This window comes from Stenotrophomonas mexicanensis (assembly GCF_032911605.1).
GTDB lineage: Bacteria > Pseudomonadota > Gammaproteobacteria > Xanthomonadales > Xanthomonadaceae > Stenotrophomonas > Stenotrophomonas maltophilia_A.
The window spans coordinates 1-25,011 of the sequence record NZ_JAWJTG010000058.1 but is presented as its reverse complement, the minus strand read 5'-3'; the positions used below and the strand labels follow the sequence as shown (position 1 = coordinate 25,011).

Sequence of the window (25,011 nt, the reverse complement as noted above, 5' to 3'; positions counted from 1 at the left end):
TGTCGAAGGCGGGGTGGGTCCGGTTGCGGGGGCGTGAGCCGCATGGATGCGGCGATCGAGCCTCCATGGACGGATTCACGGCGTCCCCCGCAACCGGACCCACCCCGCCATCCCACGGGAACCCCGCTTTTGCTTTGGCAGTTGCCGTTGCCTTGGCTTCGGCGGGTGCCGGGCGCCGCCCGGCCAAAGCCCTTCCCCCGCTTCCGGTACAATGTCGGGCCCGTTTCCCAACTACGGTTCCCCGGACATGATGGTCCTCGAGGGCGCGCCCGCCCTGTCGCCGTTCCGCCGCGAACGTCTTGAATCCCGCCTGCAGTCCATCGCTCCCTCCCTGCGCATCAGCGGTGCCTGGCACGTCTACTTCGTGCAGCCCGAAGGCAGCGCCGCCCCCGACCTGACCACCCTGTGCCGCATCCTCGAAGCGGCGCCGCAGGCCGAAGCCGTGGCCGACGGCGCGGTCAGCCGCATCGTGGTGCCGCGCCTGGGCACGCTGTCGCCGTGGTCGAGCAAGGCCACCGAACTGGTCCGTGGTGCCGGCCAGCCGGTCAGCCGGGTCGAACGTGGCCTGCGCATCGACGTGCAGGGCTGGCCGGCCGATGCCGCCGCCCAGCAGGCGCTGGTCAAGGCGCTGCACGACCCGATGACGCAGTCGGTGCTGGAGACCGTGGAACAGGGCCAGGCGCTGTTCTCGGCGCCGGCCCGCGGTGAACTGGAACGCGTGCCGGTGGACCAGCTGGAGGCTGCCAACCAGCGCCTCGGCCTGGCCATGGCCCAGGACGAGATCGACTACCTGCGCGAACGCTTCACCGCGCTCGGCCGCGCGCCGTCCGACGTCGAGCTGATGATGTTCGCGCAGGCCAATTCCGAGCACTGCCGCCACAAGATCTTCAACGCCAGCTGGACCATCGACGGCCAGGAACAGGACCGTTCGCTGTTCCGGATGATCAAGAACACCCACCAGCAGACCCCGCAGCACACGCTCAGCGCGTACAGCGACAACGCCGCGGTGATCGAAGGCCATCCGGCGTCGCGTTACCGCCCGGATCCGGCCAGCGGCGAATACCGCCGCGAGCCGCAGGTGCCCAGCGCGTTCCAGATCAAGGTGGAAACGCATAACCATCCGACCGCGATCGCGCCGTTCCCGGGTGCCTCGACCGGCAACGGTGGCGAGATCCGCGACGAAGGCGCGACCGGCCGCGGCGGCAAGCCGAAGGCGGGCCTGTCCGGGTTCTCGGTCTCGCACCTGCGCATTCCCGAGCTGCCGCAGCCGTGGGAAGCGCCACGCGCGCTGAACCCGCGCATGGCACCGGCGCTGGAAATCATGACCGACGGCCCGCTCGGCGGCGCAGCGTTCAACAACGAGTTCGGCCGCCCGAACCTGCTCGGCTACTTCCGCAGCTTCGAGCTGCCGGAAGGCGCCGATCTGGTGCGCGCGTACGACAAGCCGATCATGCTGGCCGGTGGCCTCGGCGCGATCGATCGCGTGCAGGTCGACAAGATCCAGCTGCAGGCCGGTGATGCGGTGATCGTGCTGGGTGGTCCGGCAATGCTGATCGGCCTGGGCGGCGGTGCCGCCAGTTCGGTGGCCTCCGGCGAAAGCGCCGAGGACCTGGACTTCGCCAGTGTGCAGCGCGACAACCCGGAAATGGAACGCCGCTGCCAGGAGGTCATCGACCGCTGCGTGGCGATGGGCGCCAACAACCCGATCAAGTTCTTCCACGACGTCGGTGCCGGTGGCCTGTCCAATGCCATCCCGGAACTGCTGCACGACTCCAAGGTCGGCGGCGTCATCGATCTGGGCAAGGTGCCCACCGATGATCCGTCGCTGTCGCCGATGCAGCTGTGGTGCAACGAATCGCAGGAACGCTACGTGCTGGGCGTGGCCCAGGAGCGTCTGGCCGAGTTCGCCGCACTGTGCGCCCGCGAGCGCTGCCCGTTCGCCGCGGTTGGCGTGGCGACTGCCGAGGAGCACCTGGTGGTGGCCTACGGTGCCGTGCCGGGCCACACCCCGGCCGATGCGCCGATCGACCTGCCGATGGATGTGCTGTTCGGCAAGCCGCCGAAGATGCACCGCGACACCGCGCACCCGCCGGCCCCGCGCTGGCCGGCGCTGAAGACCGGCGGCCTGGACCTGCAGGAAGCCGGCCTTCGCGTGCTGGCGCACCCGACGGTCGCTTCGAAGAACTTCCTGGTCACCATCGGTGACCGCAGCGTCGGCGGCCTGACCGCACGCGAACAGATGGTCGGCCCGTGGCAGCTGCCGGTGGCCGACGTGGCGATCACCCTGGCCGACTTCGACGGCGTGTCCGGTGAAGCGATGTCGATCGGCGAGCGCACCCCGCTGGCCCTGCTCGACGCCGCTGCTTCGGCACGCATGGCGGTGGGCGAAGCGTTGACCAACCTGTGCGCGGCCCCGGTCGATGCGCTGGATGAGATCAAGCTGTCGGCGAACTGGATGGCCGCGGCCGGCCACCCGGGCGAAGACGCGCTGCTGTACGACGCAGTGAAGGCGGTGGGCATGGAACTGTGCCCGCAGCTGGACATCAGCATCCCGGTGGGCAAGGACTCGCTGTCGATGCAGGCGCAGTGGCACGACCAGGGCGAAGCGCACAAGAGCGTGTCGCCGGTGTCACTGGTGATCTCGGCGTTTGCGCCGGTGGCCGACGTGCGCCAGCAGCTGACCCCGCTGCTCGACCGCGACGTGGAAAGCGAGCTGTGGCTGATCGGCCTTGGCGCCGGCAAGCAGCGCCTCGGTGGTTCGATCCTGGCCCAGGTGCATGCCGACCATGGCGACCTGCCGGCCTTCGCTGGTGCCGCTCCGGACCTGGACGACCCGCAGCGCCTGCGTGGCTTCTTCGAACTGATCCGCGATGCGCGCCAGTCCGGGCTGCTGCTGGCCTACCACGACCGCAGCGACGGCGGTGCCTTCGCTGCGCTGTGCGAAATGGCCTTCACCTCGCGCCTGGGCCTGGACATCACTCTCGATGCCTGGGGCGATGATCCGTTCCGCAGCCTGTTCAATGAAGAACTGGGTGCGGTGGTGCAGATCGCGCGCGAAGACCGTGCGGCCTTCGCCGACCTGGTCGAGCGCCATGCACTGACCGAATGCGCGCAGCGCATCGCCAAGCCGACCACCGCACCGGTGGTGCGCGTGTCGCTGGGCGGCGAGAACCTGGCCGAGTGGCGCTGGGACGCCCTGTTCGACGCCTGGTGGTCGGTCACCCACGCGATGCAGAAGCGCCGCGACAACCCGGCCAACGCCGACGCCGAGCGCGAGATTGCGCGTTCCTTCACGGCGCCGGGCCTGAAGCCCAAGCTCAGCTTCGACCTCAACGAGGACGTGGCGGCGCCGTTCATCAGCACCGGTGCGCGCCCGCGCGTGGCCGTGCTGCGCGAGCAGGGTGTGAACGGCCAGATTGAAATGGCCAACGCCTTCGAACGTGCCGGCTTCCGCGCGTTCGACGTGCACATGAGCGACCTGATCGAAGGCCGCGTGGCCCTGCAGGACTTCACCGGCCTGGTCGCCTGTGGTGGCTTCAGCTACGGCGACGTGCTCGGTGCCGGCCGTGGCTGGGCCACCTCGATCCTGGAGCGCAGCGCGCTGCGTGATGCCTTCGCTGCGTTCTTCGCGCGCGAGGACGGCTTCGCGCTGGGCGTGTGCAACGGCTGCCAGATGATGAGCCAGCTGAAGGGCATCATCCCCGGTGCCGAGCACTGGCCGCAGTTCCGTCGCAACGCCAGCGAGCAGTTCGAAGCCCGCACTGCGTTGCTGGAAGTGGTGGAATCGCCGTCGATCCTGCTGCGTGGCATGGCCGGATCACGCCTGCAGGTGGCGGTGGCGCATGGTGAAGGCCAGGCGGTGTTCGACAACGCCGTTGACCAGGCCGCCGCACGCGTCTCGCTGCGCTACATCGACGGCAATGGCAACGTCGCCAGCCAGTACCCGCTGAACCCGAACGGTTCGCCGGGCGGCATCACCGGCCTGACCAGCACCGACGGCCGCGTCACCATCATGATGCCGCACCCGGAGCGCACCCCGCGCGCGCTCAACCTGAGCTGGGCCCCGGCCGAGTGGCAGGGCGATTCGCCGTGGATGCGCATGTTCCGCAACGCGCGGGTGTGGTGCGGCTGATCGCACTGCATCGCGCAGGCCTCAATGCCATCGCGTATGGAAAAACCCGCCGTTGATCGGCGGGTTTTTCTTTGCGCGCTTGAAACTCCAGTCGCGACCGCTAGTTACATGCATTTTCATGCGTCGAGGAATCGTCACGCATGCATAACAAAATCATTTCATAAACACGTGAAATAGTGATGTGCTTCACGGCAATAGGATTTGCTGTGTCAAAGTCTTGACGATCTGCAAAGTTGCCGTTAACACTTGAACCCCGTTTCAGAATCATTCATTTCGCAGTAACCGGTTGGCGCACGCGCTCGGTTTTCTGTCGCTGCGCGCCGTTCGGCAATACCCCGCAGTAAATCACGCGAATAAACGCCCCCAGGGGTCGTTGGGCCGGAAAGCCCAGCGGTGGCGTTGCTTTGCCCAAAACCAGTCCAATCAGGAGCCGTACCGATGAATCGGATTTATCGCAAGGTCTGGAACAAAGCATTGGGTCAGTTGGTGGTGGCCTCGGAACTGGCCTCCTCCGACAGCGGTGGCGGGGTCGTCGACCAGCGCCGCGATGCGACACAGGCCACGCCCGCACTGCTGGCAGTGGCACTGGGCCTGGTAATGGGGTTGGGCATGAGCGGCAGCGCCGCAGCACAGTCGGTGCAGATCGGCGGCAGCGCCACCTGCGTGGCATTCAGCGGCAAGCTGCTCGAAAAGTGCCTGATCGAAGGCTCTGCCACGGCCAAGGGCAGCAACGCGGTGGCGATCGGCAGCAACAGCAGCGCCAGTGCGGCCAACAGCGTGGCGCTCGGCGCCGGCTCCAAGGCCACCCGCGCAAACACCGTGTCCGTCGGTGACACCGGCAAGGAACGGCAGATCACCAATGTTGCCGCAGGCAGCCAGGCCACCGATGCGGTGAACAAGGCGCAGCTCGATGCGCAGGCGCGTGCAACGCAGGCCGCGCTTGCCGACGTTGCCGCAGATGGCAACCGTTATTTCAAGGCCGACGGCGCAGGCGATGACAGCGACGCGGCGAAGATCGAAGGGCAGGGCGCCGTGGCGGCAGGTGCCGGTGCACAGTCGCTGGCCAATGCCACCACTGCCATCGGTACCCAGGCCATTGCCGCGGGCCTGGGCGCAAGCGCGTTCGGCCAGGGCGCCTTGGCAATCGGCGATGCCAGCGTGGTGGTCGGGCAGAGCGCTGCGGCATTCGGTCTCGGCGACACCGCGGTTGGCGCAAGCGCTACCGCAGCCAGTGAGAACGGCGCGGCCACCGCACTCGGTGCGCTGTCCGAAGCCACCGCTGATGGTGCGACGGCCGTCGGCGGCGGTGCCGTGGCGATGGGCCCGGGCAGCACCGCGCTGGGCCGCGGCGCTACCGCCGCCAACGAAGCATCGATCGCGGTGGGTGCGTTCAGCACCGCCGTCGGTGAATACAGCACCGCGCTGGGCTCGAATTCCGCGGCGGTGGCCACCGGCAGCGTGGCGCTCGGCGCGGGCTCGCTGGCCGACCGCGTCGATACCGTGTCCGTTGGTGCCGCCGAATACGGGCTGACCCGGCAGATCACCAGCGTGGCCGCAGGCACCGAAGACAACGATGCAGTCAATGTCGGTCAGCTGAAGGACGTTGCCGCCGTGGCCGATGCCACCGCCAAGCGCTTCCAGGCCAATGGCAGCAGCAACAGCGATGCCGGTGCACTGGCCGAGGGCGACGAGGCGCTGGCGGCCGGCGAGGCCGCCAATGCCATCGGCAACGGCACCACTGCAGTCGGTGCCGGCGCCACCGCCGTCGCGCAGAACGCCACCGCCGTTGGCAACAACGCGCTGGCCTCGGGCCAGAACAGTGCCGCGTTCGGCAACAACGCGCAGGCCAACGGTCCGGGCAGCGTTGCCGTGGGTGGCGCTGCGGTGGATGCCGACGGCAACCCGCTGATCACCAGCGGCGGCGTGCCGGTGGAAACCGGCGCAACCAGCGCAGGCGTCGGCGGCACTGCGGTCGGCGCCAGTGCCGAAGCCAGTGGTTTTGCGGCGTCGTCCTACGGCGTCGGCGCCTATGCGGCCGGTGCGCAGGCGTCGGCCTTCGGCGCCGTGGCCAATGCCATCGGCGATTATTCCACCGCGCTGGGTACGCAGAGCAACGCGACGGGCACCAGCAGCGTCGCCATCGGTGGTCCGGCTGACCTGATCCCCGGCCTGGGCTTCTTCGTGCAGACCCAGGCCAGTGGCGAAGCCGCCACCGCCGTCGGTGCCGGTGCCATCGCCAGTGGCGACCGTGCCGTGGCCAACGGCAGCCTCAGCGAAGCCTCCGGCGCCGAAGCGACCGCGGTCGGCTACTTCGCCTATGCACCGGGCGAGAACGCCAGTGCCCTCGGCGCGCAGACCTGGGCGAGCGGAGCGCAGAGCACTGCCGTGGGTTACTACGCCACCGCACGCGGCGCGAACAGTGTGGCACTCGGCGCGAATTCCGAAGCGGTGCGCGCCAACAGCGTGGCCGTCGGCAGCGCCGGCAACGAGCGGCAGATCACCAGCGTCGCTGCGGGCAGCGAAGCCACCGATGCGGTGAACAAAGCCCAGCTCGACGCCGTGGCCGGCACTGCCGACACCACCGCGCGTTTCTTCCAGGCACAGCCGGAGGCGGGCAGTGATGCTGGCGCACTGGCTGATGGCGAAGGCTCCATCGCTGTGGGTTCGTCGAGCAATGCGATCGGCGCAGGTGCCATCGCGCAGGGTGCTGCCGCGTCGGCCATCGGCGATGACAGCGTGGCCGTGGGCCGCAACAGCGCGGCCACCGGTAATGGCGGTGTCGCCATCGGTGGCCTCGGCCAGGCCTACGACGAGTTCAACCAGCCGATCATCGGTGCCGATGGCACGGCGCAGCAGGTGGGCACCACCGCTGTTGCCGATGCCACCGCAGTCGGCAGCGGCGCGCAGGCTACCGGGGCTGCCAGCAGCGCCTTCGGCAACGCGGCCAAGGCCAGTGGTGACAACAGCTTCGCCGCAGGCGGCAAGTCGCGCGCCACCGGCAGCTATGCGGTTGCGGTCGGCGACAGCGCATTCGCCAGCAGCGATGACAGTACCGCCGTTGGTGGTTACAGCTGGGCGACCGCCAGCGGCGCTGCGGCATTCGGTTCGGGTGCATGGGCCACCGCCACCAACGCGTCAGCGTTCGGCAACGCGGCCTGGGCCAGCGGCAGCGGCGCGACCTCCATCGGTTACAACAGCTGGGCCAACGGCGCCAGTTCCACCGCCGTTGGCCGCGGTGCCTTCGGCTATGGCGACAACAGCGTGGCGCTGGGCTTCCAGGCGCTGGGCAACAGCATCAACAGCATCGCCATCGGCACCAACACGGTAGCCGGTGGTGAAAGCGCGATCGCGCTGGGTGCGGGCAGCAATGCCAGCGCCAGCAATACGGTCGCGCTGGGTGCCGGTTCGGTCGCCAACCGAGCGCGCACGGTGTCGGTGGGCAGCGCCGGCAACGAACGCCAGGTCACCAACGTCGCCGCCGGCACCCAGGCCACCGATGCGGTGAACAAGGCGCAGCTGGATGCGGTGGCGACCACGGCCACCACCACCAGCCGCTTCTTCCAGGCCAGCGGCAACGGCGACGACGTAGCCGGTGCATTGGTGGAAGGTGACAACGCACTGGCGGCCGGTGATGCCGCCAACGCCATCGGCAATGGCGCCACCGCACTGGGTAGCGGCGCCAACGCGCTGGCCAGCAACGCACAGGCGCTGGGCTTCAATGCGTTGGCGACCGCAGCCAACGCCAGCGCTGTTGGTGCCAACGCACAGGCCACGGGCGAGTACGCCACCGCGCATGGCGCGGAAAGCGAAGCCAGCGGCGAGCAGAGCGCGGCGTTCGGTGCGGCCAGCATCGCCAGTGGCGCCGGTAGCACTGCCAATGGCGTGCTGTCCGAAGCGTCCGGCGAAGAGGCCGTGGCCGTGGGCTACTTCAGCAATGCCAGCGGCGACGCGGCCACCGCTGTCGGCAGCGAGAGCGTAGCCAGCGGCACGGCGTCAGCGGCCTTCGGTATCGGTGCCGAAGCCACTGGCGGTTACAGCACCGCCATCGGTGGCTACGCACAGGCCTCGGCGTTCAACGCCACCGCGTTCGGCAACTTCGCCAACGCCTCCGGCTCCAACAGCGTGGCAGTGGGTGGCGACTCGGAAGCGTCCGGCGCCTACAGCACCGCCACCGGCCAGGGCAGCCTGGCCACCGGCACCAACAGTGTCGCCGTCGGCGGCTCGCTGTTTGGCGTGCTGGCCACCGAAGCGTCGGGTAACTATTCCACTGCGGTGGGTGGTGGCGCCTGGTCGGGGGGCATCAACAGCACGGCACTGGGCAACGCCGCCGAATCGCGCGGCGCCAACAGCGTGGCGCTGGGTGCCGATTCGATCGCGGATCGCGACAACACCGTGTCGGTGGGCGGCGGTGGCAACACCCGCCAGATCACCAACGTGGCCGATGGCACGCAGGGCAATGATGCGGTCAACAGGAATCAGCTCGATGCCGTAGCCGCGGCAGCGGAAAAGACCAGCCGGCAGTTCCAGGCCAGCGGCAATGCCGATGGTGAAACCGGGGCGCTGGTGGAGGGCGATAACGCGCTGGCCGCAGGTGACGCCGCCAATGCCATCGGCAACGGCGCCACCGCGCTGGGTAGTGGTGCCAATGCGCTCGCGGCCAACGCCACGGCGATAGGCATCGATGCGCTGGCCACCGGCAGCAACGCGGCGGCCCTGGGCAGCACGGCACAGGCCACCGGCGAAGACAGCCTGGCGCTCGGTACCGGCGCCAGCGCCAGTGAACTGGGCGCCACAGCCACCGGTGCGCGTGCGCAGGCCAGTGGTGCGTACAGCACCGCCAGCGGCGCCGAAGCCAATGCCAGCGGCACCCAGGCATTGGCCAGCGGCTTCCGCAGCGCCGCGTCCGCCGATGGCACTACCGCTGTCGGCGGTTATGCCGAAGCCAGCGGTCGGCTCGGCACGGCACTGGGCTACGGTTCGGCGGCCAGTGGCGCCAACACCACGGCGGTCGGCTTCGGTGCCGCCGCCGCCGGTACCGGTGCAGTAGCGGTCGGTCAGTCCAGCGAAGCCAGTGGCGAAGAAAGCGTGGCGATCGGTGGCAGCACCTTCTTCGGCCTGATCCCGTCGCGTGCCAGTGGCACCGGTGCGGCGGCGTTCGGCGCCGGTGCATGGGCCACCGAAGACTACGCCACGGCGATCGGCTGGAATTCGTGGGCGGCGGGCAGCAGCGCCACCGCGCTGGGTGCCAATGCCACCGCCAACGGCAGCAACAGCGTCGCGCTCGGCGCCGGGTCCAAGGCCGACCGTGACAACACGGTGGCCGTCGGCAAGGGGGGCGGTGAGCGCCAGGTCACCCATGTCGCAGCCGGTACCGAAGCCACCGATGCGGTGAACAAGGGCCAGTTGGATGCAGTCGCCAGCGTCGCCGACAAGACCAGCCGGCAGTTCCAGGCCAGCGGCAATGCCGATGGCGAGGCCGGTGCCCTGGTGGACGGTGACAACGCACTGGCCGCCGGCAACGCGGCCAACGCCATCGGCAACGGCGCCACCGCGCTGGGCAGTGGTGCCAATGCCATGGCCGGCAATGCCACCGCCGTAGGCTTCGATGCACTGGCCACCGGCAACAATGCGGCGGCGCTCGGCAACGCGGCGCAGGCCGGGGGTGTCGACAGTGTGGCCGTGGGCAGTGGCGCCAGCGCCAGCGAACTCGGCGCCAGTGCTACCGGCGCCGGCGCCCAGGCCAAGGGCGCCTACAGCACTGCCAGCGGCGCGCAGGCCACGGCCAGCGGCACCCAGTCGCAGGCCAGTGGTTTCCGCGCCAATGCTTCGGCCGACGGCGCTTCGGCGCTGGGCAGCTATGCCGAAGCCAGTGGTCGCCTTGGCACTGCAGTGGGTTACGGCAGCAAGGCCACCGGCGCCAATGCCACCGCGGTGGGTGTCAGTGCCAACGCTTCGGCGCCCGGCAGCATCGCACTGGGCGCAGGCTCGGTGGCCGACCGTGCCAACACCGTGTCGGTGGGCAGCAGCACCAGTGATCGTCAGATCACCCGCGTCGCTGCCGGTACCGAGCGCACCGATGCGGTCAATCGCGGCCAGCTTGATGCGGTCGCAGCGACTGCCGATGGCACGGCACGTTACGTCAAGGCCACCGGCGCAGGTATCGCCAGCGCCAGCGGCAGTGATGCCGCCGCGATCGGTTCGGCGGCCAGTGCCAGCGGCGCACGCAGCAATGCGCTGGGCGCCAACGCGATGGCGATCGGCAACGGTGCACTTGCACTGGGCAACAGTGCCGGCGCGTCCGGTGCCAACTCGGTGGCGCTGGGTGCGGGCTCGCGTGCGCTCGATGCCAACGTGGTGTCGGTCGGCGGTGGCAATGGCACCGATGGTCCGGCCACGCGCCGCATCGTCAATGTGGCCGATGGCCGCATCGCCGCCGGCAGCAGCGATGCCATCACTGGCTCCCAGCTCAACGTCACCAACCAGCGGGTGGGCGCGGTGGAAACGCGCGTGGGCGATTTCGATTCGCGCATCGCCACCGTGGAAACCACCGCGGCCAGCGCGGTCGGCTACGACGACGCCAGCCGTGACCGCCTGACCCTGTCCGGCTTCCAGGGCACCACCATCGACAACGTCGGTGCCGGCAGCATCGCTGCGGGCAGTCGCCAGGCGATCAACGGCGGCCAGCTGTTCCAGTCGCTCAGCGATGCCGCCAGCTTCCTCGGCGGTGGTGCCAGCGTCGGCATGCAGGGGGTGTTCGTGGCTCCGAACTACGTGATCCAAGGCGCTACCTACAGCAACGTCGGCGATGCGCTCGGCGCGCTGGACCGCAAGGTCAGCGAGATCGACCGCAGAACCGCCGGTGGCTCGCGTGCCGGGACTGCCAACTTGCGCGCGATGAGTGCCTCGCTGGATGAGAGCCCGCTGGCCAGCACCGCTGATGCACCTGCAACGGCCGACGCGGCACCGGCCAGCACCGCGCGTGTGCAGGGCACGCCGACCGCGGCCGCCGCCGGTGCCGGGATTCCGGTTGGCACTCCCGCGACGGGCTTCAATGCCGTCGCCATGGGCGAGGGCGCCGTCGCCAGTGGCGCTTCGTCCACGGCCATCGGCCAGGGCGCCAATGCCACCGCGGCGAACGCGGTGGCGCTGGGCCAGGGCTCGGTTGCCGATCGTGCCAACACGGTCTCGGTGGGCAGTGAAGGCAACGAGCGCCAGGTCACCAATGTGGCGGCGGGTACCACGGCCACCGATGCGGTCAACAAGGGCCAGCTCGACCGTGGCATGGCCACGGCCAACAGCTACACCGACAGCCGCGTCCAGGCCGTCGCCGACAGCTTCGATGTGTTCAAGGGCGAGATCGACGGACGCCTGCGCCACATGGATCGCCGCATCGACCGCCAGGGTGCGATGAGCGCGGCGATGCTCAACATGGCCACCAGTGCCGCCGGTATCCGCACCCAGAACCGGGTCGGCGTCGGCATTGGTTTCCAGGGCGGCGAGTCGGCGTTGTCGCTGGGCTACCAGCGTGCGATCAGCGATCGCGCCACGGTGACCTTCGGCGGTGCTTTCAGCAGCGACGACAGCTCGGTTGGCGTCGGTGCCGGCTTCGGCTGGTAAGCCACTCCATCGCGCCGGCGGCCACCCACGCCGGCGCAGCACCTGCAGTGAGGGCCTGGGGGGAGGTCACGGCAATCCCGGCTGGGCCGGCCGGGAGTCGTCAAGGAATGATGGCCGCAGTGTTGGTTCGATCCATGACCCAGAAGAGGAATTCGACGTGATCAAGAAGCAGAACCTTCGCATCAATGTGCTTGCCGCCGCCGTGCTGTCGATGACGGCCGTCGGTGCCGTCCACGCCGCCGGCCTGCCGACCCGCGAACCGGTGCGCCAGGCCAGCACCGCCCAGCCGGGCGCCGAGCGCATCATCGTCAAGTACCGGGCCGGCGCTGCCGCCGCCACCGACCGCTCGGCGAAGCTGTCCACCGTGCAGTCGGCGCTGACCCGGGCCAGCCTCTCCGGCGGTACCTCACGTGCCAGTACCCTCGGCCCGCAGGTGGTACGCAAGCTCGCTACCGGTGCGGACCTGATCCGCGTGCAGGGCCGCCTGGCCCCGGCCGAACTGCAGCGTGTGCTGAAGGAACTGCAGGCCGACCCGTCGGTGCAGTACGCCGAAGCCGACGTCAAGCTGCGCCGCACCGAGCTGCGTGCCGGCGACGTACAGCCGGCGCTGGTGCCGAACGATCCCTTCTACCAGCAGAACCAGTGGCACCTGCACAACGCCGTCGGCGGCATCAACGCACCGGCGGCATGGGATGTCTCGCAGGGTGAGGGCATCGTGGTGGCGGTGATCGATACCGGCATCCTGCCGCAGCATCCGGACCTGGTCGGCAACCTGTTGGAGGGTTACGACTTCATCAGCGATGCGGAGACCTCGCGGCGCCCGACCAACGATCGTGTGCCGGGTGCGCAGGACTACGGTGACTGGGTCGAGAACGACAACGAGTGCTATGACGGCTCGCTGGCCGAGGACAGTTCCTGGCACGGCACCCACGTCGCCGGCACCGTCGCCGAGCAGACCAACAACGGCGTCGGCATGGCCGGTGTCGCCTACAAGGCCAAGGTGCTGCCGGTGCGCGTGCTGGGCAAGTGCGGCGGCTACCTGTCCGACATCGCCGACGCGGTGGTCTGGGCATCGGGTGGCACGGTGACCGGCATCCCGGCCAACACCAACCCGGCCGAGATCATCAACATGAGCCTGGGCGGCAGCGGCGCCTGCGGCAGCACCTACCAGGACGCCATCAACGGCGCCATCTCGCGCGGTACCACGGTGGTGGTGGCGGCCGGCAATGAGACCGACAACGCGTCCAAGTACCGTCCGGCCAGCTGCGAAGGCGTGGTGACCGTGGGTGCCACGCGCATCACCGGTGGCATCACCTACTACTCCAACTATGGCACCCGCGTGGACCTGTCCGGTCCGGGTGGCGGCGGCAGTGTCGACGGCAACCCGGGTGGCTACATCTGGCAGACCGGCTCCAATGCGGCGACCACGCCGGAATCTGGCACGCCGGGCTACATGGGCATGGGCGGTACCTCGATGGCCTCGCCGCATGTGGCCGCCGTTGCCGCACTGGTGCAGAGCGCACTGATCGCCAAGGGCAAGGATCCGCTGACTCCGGCGGCCATGCGCACCCTGCTGAAGGAAACCGCGCGTCCGTTCCCGGTCGCCATCCCGGCGGCCACCCCGATCGGTACCGGCATCCTCGATGCCAAGGCTGCGCTGACCAAGGCACTGGAAGAACCGTGCACCGAGAACTGCGGGCCGGTGGCCACGCCGCTGACCAACAAGGCTGCCGTCGGTGGCCTGTCCGGTGCGGCCGGCAGCGGCAAGCTCTACAGCTTCGAAGCGGCTGCCGGCAAGCAGTTCAGCGTGATCACCTACGGTGGCACCGGCAACGTTTCGGTCTACGTGGCTGAAGGCCGTGAGCCCAGTGCCAGCGACAACGACGCCAAGTCGACCCGTCCGGGCACCTCCGAGACGGTGCGGGTGACCAATCCGGTGGCGGCCACGTACTACATCAAGGTGGTGGGTGAAGCGGCCTACAACGGGGTGAGCATTCTCGCCACGCAGTAAGCTTGAACTGTCGTAGTTGAATGGCCGAAGCCCGTCATCCCATGTGACGGGCTTCGTCTTTTTACGAAAGGTGGCGCAGGGGCGGCGGAAATCATGGCTTAACTGTTAAAGTCGAGCCGATTGACAGGAGAGTCATGTGAACGCGCTTGCTGCTACCGCCGCTGCCGACGACGCTGAAGGCCGCATCCTGGATGCGCTGCTGGCGCGCGGCCGGCTGAAGGAAGGCGATCTGGCACGTGCGCGGCCGCTGCACGCAGAGGCCGGCGGCAGCCTGCTGGGCCTGCTGGTGCGGCTGGGGCTGGTCTCCGAGCGTGACCAGGCACAGGCCAGCGCCGAAGTGCTGGGGCTGCCGCTGCTGGAAGGCAAACAGCTGCCGGAGGCGCCGCCGCAGGGGCTGGCCGAGGGCCTGCCGTTGTCGCTGCGCTTCCTCAAGCAGTTCCATGTCTGCCCGCTGGCGCTGGATGAACACGGGGTCCGGCTTTGGCTGGCCGATGCCCATGATCCTTATCCGCAGCAGGCCGTGCAGCTGGCACTGGGTGTGCCGGTGACACCGGTGCTGGGCATGCGCGCAGAAATTGATGACCTGGTCGAACGCTGGTTCGGCCAGGGCCGCAGCGCGATGGGCGCGATCGTCGAAACCGCCGATGGCGAGGGCGGTGCGGTCGATGACATCGAGCATCTGCGTGACCTCGCCTCGGAAGCGCCGGTGATCCGCCTGGTCAACCTGGTGATCCAGCGTGCAGTGGAGCTGCGCGCTTCGGACATCCATGTCGAACCGTTCGAAAGCCGGTTGAAGGTGCGTTACCGCGTCGATGGCGTGCTGGTGGAAGGCGAAAGCCCGCCGGCCAACCTCACTGCTGCGGTGATCAGCCGCATCAAGATCATGGCCCGGCTCAACATCGCCGAGCGCCGCCTGCCGCAGGATGGCCGCATCATGCTGCGCGTGCAGGGCAAGGAGCTGGACCTGCGCGTGAGCACGGTGCCGACCGCGCACGGCGAAAGCGTGGTGATGCGATTGCTGGACCGCGAAACGGTGGTGTTCGATTTCCATCGTCTCGGTTTCACTGACGCCTTCCTGCCGCAGTTCCGCAAGGTGCTGGAACAGCCGCACGGCATCCTGCTGGTGACCGGCCCGACCGGTTCAGGCAAGACCACCACGCTGTACACCGCGCTGAGCCAGCTGAACACTGCCGACGTCAAGATCATCACGGTCGAAGACCCGGTGGAATACCAGATCGAAGGCATCAACCAGATCCAGGCCAAGCCGCAGATCGGCCTGGACTTCGCCAACGCCCTGCGCAGCATCGTGCGCCAGGACCCGGACATCATCATGATCGGCGAAATGCGCGACCTGGAAACCGCGCGCATCGCGATCCAGTCTGCGCTGACCGGCCACCTGGTGCTGTCCACCCTGCATACCAACAACGCAGCCGGCGGCATCACCCGCCTGCTCGACATGGGCGTGGAAGACTACCTGCTTACCTCCACCATCAACGGCATCCTGGCCCAGCGCCTGGTGCGTCGGCTGGAGCCGACCCATGCCGAGCGCTATGAAGCCTCGCCGGAAGAGATCGAACGCTTCGAGCTGCGCCGCCTGCAGCCGGAAGGACCGATCTACCTGTACCGCCCGAAGCCCTCCGCGCTGGCGCCGACCGGTTACCTCGGCCGGACCACCATCATGGAATTCCTGGTGATGAACGACGCGCTGCGGCGCGCGGTGATGCGCCGCGACGGCATGGGCGAGATCGAACGCATTGCCCGCGAAGCCGGTATGCGCACGATGTACGAAGATGGTCTGTCCAAGGCCCTCAGTGGTCAGACGACCATCGAGGAAGTCCTGCGTGTCACCGAGGAAAGCTGATGCGCGCAGGACGCCGGGGCTGACATGCCGACCTACCGTTACAAGGCACTGAATCCGCACGGCGAGATCTTCGACGGGCAGATGGAAGCGGCAAGCGAGGCCGAGCTGGTCGCGCGCCTGCAGGACCAGGGCCATCTGCCGATGGAGACCCAGCTGGCCGATGGCGGTGCGATCGGTGGCAGTACCTGGCGCAACCTGTTCCGCCAACGGCCGCTGCAGGGCGCGGCATTGCTGCAGTTCACCCAGCAGCTGGCGACACTGCTCGGTGCAGGCCAGCCGCTGGATCGCGCGCTGTCGATCCTGCTCGGGTTGCCCGAAGACGAACGCTCGCGCCGCGCGATCACCGACATCCGCGATGTGGTGCGCGGTGGCGCGCCGCTGTCGACCGCACTGGAGCGCCAGCATGGGTTGTTCTCGCGCCTGTACGTGAACATGGTGCGGGCCGGTGAAGCCGGCGGCAGCCTGCACGAAACCCTGCAGCGCCTGGCCGACTATCTCGAACGCAGCCGCGCGCTGCAGGGCAAGGTGATCAACGCGCTGGTGTACCCGGCCATCCTGCTGGTGGTGGTGGGCGGCGCGCTGCTGTTCCTGCTCGGCTACGTGGTGCCGCAGTTCGCGCAGATGTACGAAAGCCTGGATGTGGCGCTGCCGTGGTTCACCAACGCGGTGCTGCAGCTGGGTCTGTTCGTGCGCGACTGGTGGGTGTTGCTGCTGGTGGTGCCAGGGATACTTGCGCTGTTCTTCGAACGCAAGGCGCGGCAACCAGCCTTCCGGCTGGCGCTGGATGGCTGGCTGCTGCAGCGTCGCAGCATCGGCCGCCTGCTCGGCGAACTGGAAACCGCGCGGCTGGCCCGCACGCTGGGCACGCTGCTGCGCAATGGCGTGCCGCTGCTGGGTGCCTTGGGCATCGCCCGCAACGTGCTGGGCAACCGCGCGCTGGCCGCCGATGTGGAAGCCGCCGCGGATGAAGTAAAAAATGGTACCGGCCTGTCGCTGGCGCTGTCGCGCGGCAAGCGTTTCCCGCGCCTGGCGCTGCAGATGATCCAGGTCGGCGAGGAATCCGGTGCACTCGATACCATGCTGCTGAAATCCGCCGATACCTTCGAACAGGACAGCGCCCGGCGCATCGACCGCCTGCTGGCGGCGATGGTGCCGGCGATCACCCTGGTGCTGGCCTCGGTGGTCGGGGCGGTGATCGTTGCCGTGCTGGTACCGCTGTACGACCTGACCAATGCCATCGGTTGACGATGGATCCCTACGCAACCCCGACTCTCCGCAACTGAAAGGACCGACCATGATTGCTTCCCGTCGACCGATCCGCCTTTCCTTCACCGCCGCGCGCAACCAGTCGGGCATGAGCCTGCTGGAAATCATCATCGTCATCGTGCTGATCGGTGCGGTGCTGACCCTGGTCGCCAGCCGCGTGCTGGGCGGCGCCGATCGCGGCAAGGCCAACATCGCCAAGGCGCAGGTGCAGACCGTTGCGTCCAAGGTCGACAATTACCAGATCGATACCGGCAAGCTGCCCGGCTCGCTCAACGATCTGGTGACCGCACCGGCGGGTGTCGGTGGCTGGCTGGGGCCGTATGCCAAGCCGGCTGACCTGAACGACCCGTGGGGCCACGCGCTGGAGTACCGTGCGCCGGGCGAAGGCCAGCCGTACGAGCTGATCAGCCTCGGCAAGGATGGCAAGGCCGGCGGCAGCAGCGTCGATGCCGACATCCGCTACCAGCCGTAATCCTGCATGACGTATTTCCTGCCGCGCCGGCTGCCTCGCCCGCGCCTGCACGGCAGGCGCGCAGCGGGCCTGTCGCTGCTGGAAATGCTGCTGGTGATCGCGCTGATCGCAGCGATCGGCCTGATTACCGCCGCCGGCCTGTCGCGCGGCTTCGCCGGCATGCAGCTGCGCAGCGCCGGCAAGGACATCGCCAACCAGCTGCGGGTGGTACGCGCGCAGGCGATCGCCCGCGGCGAGCCGCAGCGCTTTGTCATCGAACCGGCAAAGCGGCGCTGGGAAGGCGCCAACCAGCGCCATGGTGACGTGCCGGCACAGCTGCAGGTGCAGTTCGAAGGCGCCGCGCAGCTGGCCACCGCGCCAGGGCAGGGCGTGATCGAGTTCCATCCCGATGGTGGCTCCAGTGGTGGCCGCATCCGGCTGCAGCGTGACGATGCCGAATGGCGCATCGACGTGGGCTGGCTGACCGGTGAGGTCCGCTCCGGCCCCTGGCGGGCACAATGAAGCGGCACGTTCGCGGCTTCACCCTGCTGGAAGTGATCATCGCCTTTGCCCTGCTCGGGCTGGCGCTGACCCTGCTGCTGGGCAGTCTGTCCGGTGGTGCCAGGCAGGTGCGCGAGGCCGAGCTGCGCACGCGCGCGATACTGCATGCGCAGTCGCTGCTGGCCGAAACCGGTGTCGCCACGCCACTGCAGGTGGGTAGCCAGCAGGGCGACTGGGAACAGGGACGCTACCACTGGCAGCTGCAGGTGCAGCCGTGGGTGGAGCCACGTGCCGGCAACGCCGTGCAGTCACAGTCGGCCGGTGCCCCCTGGCTGGCCGAACTGCAGCTGCAGGTGCGTTGGGGCGACAGCGAACGCGAGCAGCTGCGCTGGCGCAGCCTGCGCCTGCTGCCGCCGGACCTGGAGAGCGCGCGATGAAGCGCCGCGCCGCGGGTTTCACGCTGGTTGAAGTGATGCTGGCCACGGTGCTGCTGGCCGGTGGCCTGGCGCTGGCGTTCGCCAGCGTCCGCTCGGCAATGGCGGTCAGTCAGCGTGGCGAGCAGATCGCGGCCGAGAGTGAGCGCATGCGCGCGGTGCAGGCGCTGTTGCGGCGGCAGCTGGCCGGTGCGCTGCGCACGCCGCTGGAAGTACCCGATCCCACCCGCGAACCGATCTTCTTCCAGGGCGAAGAGCAGCGCATGTTGTTCGCCGCCGATCTGCCGGGCTACCTCGGCCGCGGCGGACCCTACCTGCACGCGCTGCAGGTGGACGGCCGCGATGGCCAGCAGCGCCTGCTGCTGGACCTGGTGCTGCTGCAGGAAGGCGAGCGCATCGCCGAGAACCCGCCGCGCCCGCCGGAAGTGCTGGTGGAAAACCTGAAGTCGGTACAACTGCGCTATCGCGGCATCGATGCCAGTACCGGCCAGGTGAGCGACTGGATGCCGCGCTGGGACGATACCCGCCGCCTGCCGATGCTGGTGGAGATCAAGATCGTCCCGGCCAGGGGCGCGCCCTGGCCGACGCTGGTGGTGGCGCCGCGCAACGGTGGCAGCGGAGGCGCGCGATGAACCGGCAACGCGGTGCGGCACTGGTACTGGTGCTGTGGTTGATCGCATTGATGACCGCGCTGGTCGGTGCGTTCGCGCTGAGCGCACGGGTCGAGCATCTGCAGCAGCGGGTGCTGGATGACGATGCACGCGGCCAGGAACGGGCGCGCGCCGGCCTGGAGTACGCGCTGCTGCGCCTGTCCGCCGATCCGCTGCGGGCGCCCTGGCGCGCTGATGGCCGAACCTACCGCTGGCAGTTCGATGACGCCAGCATCGAAATCAAGGTGCTGGACGAGAACGGCAAGATCAACCTGAACCTGGCCGACGTGACCTTGCTGACCGCGTTCCTCAAGGCGCTCGGCGAAGACGAAGGGGCAGCCCGGCAGCTGGCCGGTGCCATTGTCGACTGGCGTGATGAAGACAGCCTGCTGCAGCCGGGCGGCGGTGCCGAAGCCCCGGACTATGCGGCGGCGGGGTTGCCGTATGGCCCACGCAACAAGCGTTTCGAGACGCTCGGTGAACTGCAGCGGGTACTGGGCATGCGCGGCCCGCTGTACAAGGCCATGCTGCCGCACCTGACCCTGTACAGCCGCCAGGCACGCCCGGATCCCCAGTTCGCCAGCGCGCCGGTGCTGACCGCACTGGGCCTGGATGCGGATACCGTGCTGGCGCAGCGCGCACAGCAGGAGCGTGACGCAGATACCGCTGGCGGTGCGACAACGCTTGCCAGCAGCAGCGGCACCTATAGTATCGAGTCTCGTGCAACCGACGGCAGTGGACGCCGGTCGGTGTTGCAGGCAGTGGTACGCAATGGCTCGGGCGGGGTTCCCGGGCGGTCCTACACAGTGCTTCGCTGGGAGCAGGGAATGACAGCAAGATGACGGCATGGCAGGACAGTGTGCGGCAGGTGCAGGGCCGGATCGGCCCTGGCGCCGGCCGTTTCCTGCGCTGGTGGCGGCAATCGCTGCTGGCCTGGGTGCCGGCACGTTGGCAGTGGGCACTGGGCTGGGCACAGGCGCGCCTGCTGCTGCAGCGCCAGGGTGAGCTGCTGCAGGTCTGGCGAGAGGCCGGAGAACGCCGCGAAGCAGTTGCCAGCGTGCCATGGCCGCTGTCGCCGGCCGAACTGGACCGCGTGCTGGAACCGCGACTGCGCAGCCTGCCGCGGGTGTGGCTGCTGCCGGCCAGCGAGGTACTGCGTCGTCATCTGCGCCTGCCTGCGGCTGCGGCCGACCGGCTGCGCGCCGTGGTCGGTTTCGAGATCGACCGCCAGACGCCGTTCGAATCCAGCCAGGTCAGCTATGACGTGCGTGAACTCGGGGGCGCCGCCGAGGGCCAGCTGCAGGTCGAACTGATCGCCTGGCCACTGCGCCAGCTTGAGGCGTGGCGGGCCAGCGTAGGCGAATGGGCCGATGCACTGGCCGGTGTCGATGCCATCGACACGGAGGGTGAACCCCTGCAGGTGAATCTGCTGCCACCGGGGCAGCGCCAGCTGCGGGCAGACCCGACGCGGCGCTGGAATGTGCTGCTGGCCGTGGCCGCGCTGGTGATGCTGGTGCTGGCGGCCCTGCAGCTGCTCGACAACCGCCGCGCCGCCGCCGACGAACTGCGTGCGCAGGTCGAGCGCAGTGCACGCAGTGCGCGTGGTGTCGCCAGCGAACGCGCGCAGCTGCAGGCGCTGATCGATGGTGCCGCATTCCTGGAAAAGCAGCGCAGCCAGCGCGCCGGAACGGTGGAAATCTGGAATGAACTGACCCGGCGCCTGCCGGAGGGCACCTACCTGGAAAAGCTGGCCATCGAGAACAACAACCTGCAGCTGATCGGGCTCAGCCGCGAGGCCTCGCAGCTGGTGCAGCTGCTGCAGGACGCACCGCAGTGGCGCAAGGTCAATCTGACCGGCGTACTGCAGGCCGATGGCGCCGCCAGTGGCCGTGACCGCTTCACCATGACCGCCGAACTGCAGCCGTTGCCGGCTGCGGCCCCGACCCGGGAGGCGGCCGATGCCGATGCCAAGCGCACACCGTGACCGCTGGCTGGCACTGGCGCTGCTGCTGGCAGTGCTGGGCCTGGCCTACCTGCTGCTGGTGCACCCCTGGTTCACCCAGCCACTGCGCGAAATCGACGCCGACGTGGCCGCCCTGCGCGAGCGCGAGCAGCGCGTGCAGGCGCAGCTGCAGCAGCAGCCGCAGATCGAACAGCGCCTGCGCGCCACCCGCCAGGCACTGCAGCAGCGGCCGGGCTTCCTGCGCGAAGCCACCGCCGAAGCTGCCGCCGCTGCGCTGGGCGCGAAGCTGCAGGATGCGGTGGCGATGGCCAGCCCGGGCAACCGCAGCTGCACCATCAGCAACCGTACGCCACTGACCGACAACCGCCGTGACGCCGAATTCGTGCGCGTGGCCACGCAGGTGCGCCTGCGTTGCGGTGTGGCCGAACTGGCCACGGTGCTGCACAGCCTGGAAACCGGCAGCCCGCGCCTGTTCGTCGACAACCTCAACCTGATCGCGCAGCGCTTCCAGCAGTCGCCCAACGAGTCCGGGCTCGGCCTGGACGTGTCGTTCGAACTGGCCGGTTACCTGCTGCCCGGTGCTGCGGCCGATGGCGCTGCGCCGGCACCTGCAGCCGAACCGGGCGCGGCGCCGCAACCGCCTTCGGCCACACCTTCACCGGCCGCCGCACCGGCTGCGCCGGAAGAAGGGCAGGAGGTGGCCGATGAAGCTTGAGCAGATCAGCCTGCGCACCGGCTTCCTGCTGGCACTGGCCGGCTGGGCGGCAGCGGTCTGGCTGGCCACCGGCTTCGGTCTGGGCAGCCAGCTGCCAGGTGCGGACGGTGATGCCGATGCGGTGCCTTCGTTGCCGGTGCTGCCGCCGTTGGCCGCAGAACGCATGGCCAGCGCCGACAGCTACAGCGCGATCGGCGAGCGACCGCTGTTCGCCGAGGACCGCAGGCCGAAGCCCTACCTGCTCGGCGGCAGCGAGCCCGCCGCCAGCGCCGCGCTGCGCCTGACCGGCGTGCTGCTGACCGGCGGCTTCGGCATGGCCACCTTCACCACCGAACAGAACCGCTCGCTGCGCCTGCGCCTCAACGGTGAAGTCGTCGACGGCTGGCAGCTGGTCGCACTGCAGCCGCGCCAAGCCACCGTGATCGGCCCCGGTGGCAACCAGGTGCTGGAACTGGCGGTATTCAACGGGCAGGGGGGGGAACCGCCGACCGTGCTGCGCGGCGCCAACGGTGCGCCACCGGCCGGTGCGATCGTTGTGCCGCCCCCGGCAGGCGCTCCGCCGGCACCGCCGCCGGCTGCGGCAACCGCATCGCCGTCGCCTGCTGGCAGTGCGCCAGCATCCTCGGCTGCGGCGGCCGCCACACCGCCTGCCAACAACAACGGCCCCAGCGAAGCGCAGATGCAGGCCATCCGCGAACGCATCCAGGCCCGTCGCCGCCAGCTGCAGCAACAACAACAGCAGCAACAACCGTCGCCGCCCCCGGGCGATGGCACCAACCGATAGAGTGAATGCATGAGCCTGCGTTTCCTTCCCTGGTCCTTTGCCCTCGCGCTGCTGGTTGGCTGCAGCACCGTGTCCGCACCGCATGTGCAGCGCAAGGGCAATCTGTCGCCCACTGCCGAGGCCGGCCAGGCGGCCGAAGTCGCCGCTGATGCTGCCCGTGACGCCCAGGGCGCTCCGCAGGCGGTGATCCGCCGTGGCACCGGCACCATGATCAACCGCGAAGCAGCACGCGCACCGGCTCCGGCACTGCATGGCGCCAGCACCGGTGAAGCAACCTTCAATTTCGAAGGCGAATCGGTGCATGCGGTGGTCAAGGCCATCCTCGGTGACATGCTGGGCCAGAACTACGTGATCGCACCGGGGGTGCAGGGCACAGTCACCCTGGCCACGCCCAAGCCGGTGTCGCCGGCGCAGGCGTTGAACCTGCTGGAGATGGTGCTGGGCTGGAACAATGCCCGCATGGTCTACAGCGGCGGCCGCTACAACATCGTCGCCGCCGATCAGGCATTGGCCGGTACTGTCGCGCCGAGCACGGCGCCGGCAGCCAGTGCGCGTGGCTTCGAGGTACGGGTGATCCCGCTGCAGTTCATCTCCGCAACTGAAATGAAGAAGGTGCTGGAGCCGTACGCGCGCCCCAACGCCATCGTCAACGTCGACAGCGGCCGCAACGTGATCACCCTGGGCGGTACCCGTGCCGAGCTGGAAAACTACATGCGCACCGTCGAGATCTTCGATGTCGACTGGCTGTCGGGCATGTCGGTGGGCGTGTTCCCGATCCAGTCCGGCAAGGCCGAGCAGGTGGCCGCCGACCTGGAGAAGGTGTTCGGCGAGGAGAGCAAGACGCCCAGCGCCGGCATGTTCCGCTTCCTGCCGCTGGAAAACGCCAACGCGGTGCTGGTGATCACCCCGCAGGTGCGTTACCTGGACCAGATCCAGCAGTGGCTGGACCGCATCGATACCGCCGGTGGCAGCGCCCGCCTGTTCTCCTATGAGCTGCGCTACATCAAGGCGCGCGATCTGGCCGAACGCCTCAGTGAAGCCTTCGCCAACAGCGGCAATCGCGGCGGCTCCAGCCCGGCCTCGCTGGCACCGGGTGCAATGCCGTCGCAGCTGGGCAGCGACGGTGACCGTGGCATGGACAGCAACAACAGCAGCAATTTCGGTTCGACGCCGGGCACTGGTTCCAGTGGCACCGGCAACGGCAGCATGAACCTGCCGCAGCGCCAGTCCGGCAATGTCAGCGTCAGCCTGGAAGTGGAAGGCGATCGCGTGGGCGTGTCGGCGGTGGAGGAAACCAACACCCTGCTGGTGCGCTCGACCCCGCAGGCCTGGCGTTCGATCCGCGAAGTGATCGAGAAGCTGGACGTGATGCCGCTGCAGGTGCATATCGAAGCGCAGGTGGCCGAGGTCGCACTGGAGGGGGACCTGAAGTACGGCGTGAACTGGTTCTTCGACAACGCGGTGGCCGGGCGCGCGCTGACCGGCGCATTGGCCGGCGTGACCCTGCCGGCTGCCGCCGGCGGTTCCTGGAGCAGCTTTGCAGGTGCCGCGACCGGTGGCGAAGGCCTTGGCTGGGCATTCACCGGCCACAATGGCGCGGCGGTGGTGAGCGCGCTGGACAAGGTCACCGATGTGCGCCTGCTGCAGACCCCCTCGGTGTTCGTGCGCAACAACGCCGAGGCCACGCTCAACGTGGGTGACAAGGTGCCGATCAATACCACCACGGTAAACACCGGTATCGGCACCAGCAGCTACAGCTCGGTGCAGTACATCGACACCGGCGTGATCCTGAAGGTACGCCCGCGCGTCACCCGCGACGGCACGGTATTCCTCGACATCGTGCAGGAAGTGAGCAGCGCCTCGAACGTACCGGAGAACTGCAACCCGCAGGAGCGCAACTGCAACCCGCGGATTTCCACCAAGAAGCTGTCGACCGAAGCGGCGGTGCAGAGCGGCGACACCATCATGCTGGCCGGCCTGATCACCGACACGGCCACCGATGGCAGCAGCGGTATTCCTGGCCTGAGCCGGATTCCCGTGGTGGGCGCACTGTTCGGGCAGAAGAGCCGCACCAGCCGCCGTTCGGAGGTGATCGTGCTGCTGACGCCGAGCATCGTGCGCAACGGGCAGGAGGCACGCACCCTGACCGACGAGTACAGCCAGCGCTTCCGCGCGATGGAACCGCTGAACCAGCCGCGCGCAAAGAAGTAAGGGGTTACGGCCGGGCTGCGCCCGGCACCTACAGAGGCCAGAGCTGGAGCAACAGCAACAGCAACAGCAACAGCAACAGCAACAGCGGGTTTCTGGGGGATGGCGGGGCGGTGTGGGTTGTCAGGACACGCCGTAAACCCTTCCATGGGGGCTCGATGGCGCCATCCATGGCGCCAACGGTCCTGCCAACCCACACCGCCCCGCCTCTGACAGATTCCCGCGGCTGTCGGTAGGTGTCGACCTTGGTCGACACGGTAGATCCACGCCATGCGTGGAAGCTTTTCGATTCCAATTCGAAATATTCGATTCCGATGGAGATTCATCCACGCATGGCGTGGATCTACTGCAGATCGCAGAAACCTGTCGAAGGCGGGGTGGGTCCGGTTGCGGGGGCGTGAGCCGCATGGATGCGGCG

14 protein-coding genes are annotated in these 25,011 nt (G+C 68.7%); all 14 read left to right on the top strand.

Going from position 1 to position 25,011, the window contains the following annotated elements; all coding sequences use genetic code 11:
* Positions 1 to 247: 247 nt before the first annotated feature.
* The 14 genes from purL to gspD all read left to right on the top strand — a co-directional run bounded on the left by purL (position 248) and on the right by gspD (position 24,596).
* Complete coding sequence (purL, locus tag R1L06_RS18855; RefSeq protein WP_317218464.1) at positions 248 to 4,132, top strand: phosphoribosylformylglycinamidine synthase; 3,885 nt, start codon at positions 248 to 250, stop codon at positions 4,130 to 4,132.
* A gap of 438 nt (positions 4,133 to 4,570) precedes the next feature.
* Positions 4,571 to 11,749, top strand: coding sequence for an ESPR-type extended signal peptide-containing protein (locus R1L06_RS18850; RefSeq protein WP_317218463.1), 7,179 nt, complete (start codon positions 4,571 to 4,573; stop codon positions 11,747 to 11,749).
* A gap of 157 nt (positions 11,750 to 11,906) precedes the next feature.
* Positions 11,907 to 13,760, top strand: a complete 1,854-nt coding sequence (locus tag R1L06_RS18845; protein ID WP_317218462.1) for a S8 family peptidase — start codon at positions 11,907 to 11,909, stop codon at positions 13,758 to 13,760.
* A gap of 136 nt (positions 13,761 to 13,896) precedes the next feature.
* Entirely contained in the window at positions 13,897 to 15,621 is a 1,725-nt protein-coding gene (gene gspE, locus R1L06_RS18840; protein ID WP_134951791.1) for a type II secretion system ATPase GspE, read from the top strand.
* A 24-nt stretch (positions 15,622 to 15,645) separates the two neighbouring features.
* Positions 15,646 to 16,866, top strand: coding sequence for a type II secretion system protein XpsF (gene xpsF / locus R1L06_RS18835; protein ID WP_317218461.1), 1,221 nt, complete (start codon positions 15,646 to 15,648; stop codon positions 16,864 to 16,866).
* A gap of 49 nt (positions 16,867 to 16,915) precedes the next feature.
* Positions 16,916 to 17,359, top strand: coding sequence for a type II secretion system major pseudopilin GspG (gspG, locus tag R1L06_RS18830; protein WP_004142831.1), 444 nt, complete (start codon positions 16,916 to 16,918; stop codon positions 17,357 to 17,359).
* Between the two features lie 6 nt (positions 17,360 to 17,365).
* Complete coding sequence (gene xpsH / locus R1L06_RS18825) at positions 17,366 to 17,860, top strand: type II secretion system protein XpsH (protein ID WP_032130132.1); 495 nt, start codon at positions 17,366 to 17,368, stop codon at positions 17,858 to 17,860.
* Positions 17,857 to 18,276, top strand: coding sequence for a type II secretion system protein XpsI (gene xpsI / locus R1L06_RS18820; RefSeq protein WP_317218460.1), 420 nt, complete (start codon positions 17,857 to 17,859; stop codon positions 18,274 to 18,276). Before xpsH ends, xpsI begins: the two co-directional genes overlap by 4 nt.
* Complete coding sequence (locus R1L06_RS18815; protein WP_049398128.1) at positions 18,273 to 18,905, top strand: type II secretion system protein J; 633 nt, start codon at positions 18,273 to 18,275, stop codon at positions 18,903 to 18,905. The genes xpsI and R1L06_RS18815 overlap by 4 nt, the downstream gene beginning before the upstream one ends.
* Positions 18,902 to 19,765: a type II secretion system minor pseudopilin gene (locus R1L06_RS18810; RefSeq protein WP_049398127.1), complete on the top strand. Its 864-nt coding sequence runs from the start codon at positions 18,902 to 18,904 to the stop codon at positions 19,763 to 19,765. The genes R1L06_RS18815 and R1L06_RS18810 overlap by 4 nt, the downstream gene beginning before the upstream one ends.
* The gene (locus R1L06_RS18805) at positions 19,762 to 20,907 is read left to right on the top strand and encodes a PilN domain-containing protein (protein WP_317218459.1); all 1,146 of its coding nucleotides are present in this window, start codon (positions 19,762 to 19,764) and stop codon (positions 20,905 to 20,907) included. The genes R1L06_RS18810 and R1L06_RS18805 overlap by 4 nt, the downstream gene beginning before the upstream one ends.
* On the top strand, positions 20,882 to 21,601 hold the full coding sequence (gspM, locus tag R1L06_RS18800; protein ID WP_317218458.1) for a type II secretion system protein GspM: 720 nt from the start codon (positions 20,882 to 20,884) through the stop codon (positions 21,599 to 21,601). The genes R1L06_RS18805 and gspM overlap by 26 nt, the downstream gene beginning before the upstream one ends.
* A complete protein-coding gene (locus tag R1L06_RS18795) occupies positions 21,591 to 22,385 on the top strand; it encodes a type II secretion system protein, XpsN-like (protein WP_317218457.1) in 795 nt (264 codons plus the stop codon). Before gspM ends, R1L06_RS18795 begins: the two co-directional genes overlap by 11 nt.
* A gap of 9 nt (positions 22,386 to 22,394) precedes the next feature.
* Positions 22,395 to 24,596 (top strand): type II secretion system secretin GspD, encoded by a 2,202-nt coding sequence (gene gspD / locus R1L06_RS18790; protein ID WP_317218456.1) that lies wholly within the window; start codon positions 22,395 to 22,397, stop codon positions 24,594 to 24,596.
* The last annotated feature ends 415 nt before the right edge of the window (positions 24,597 to 25,011 follow it).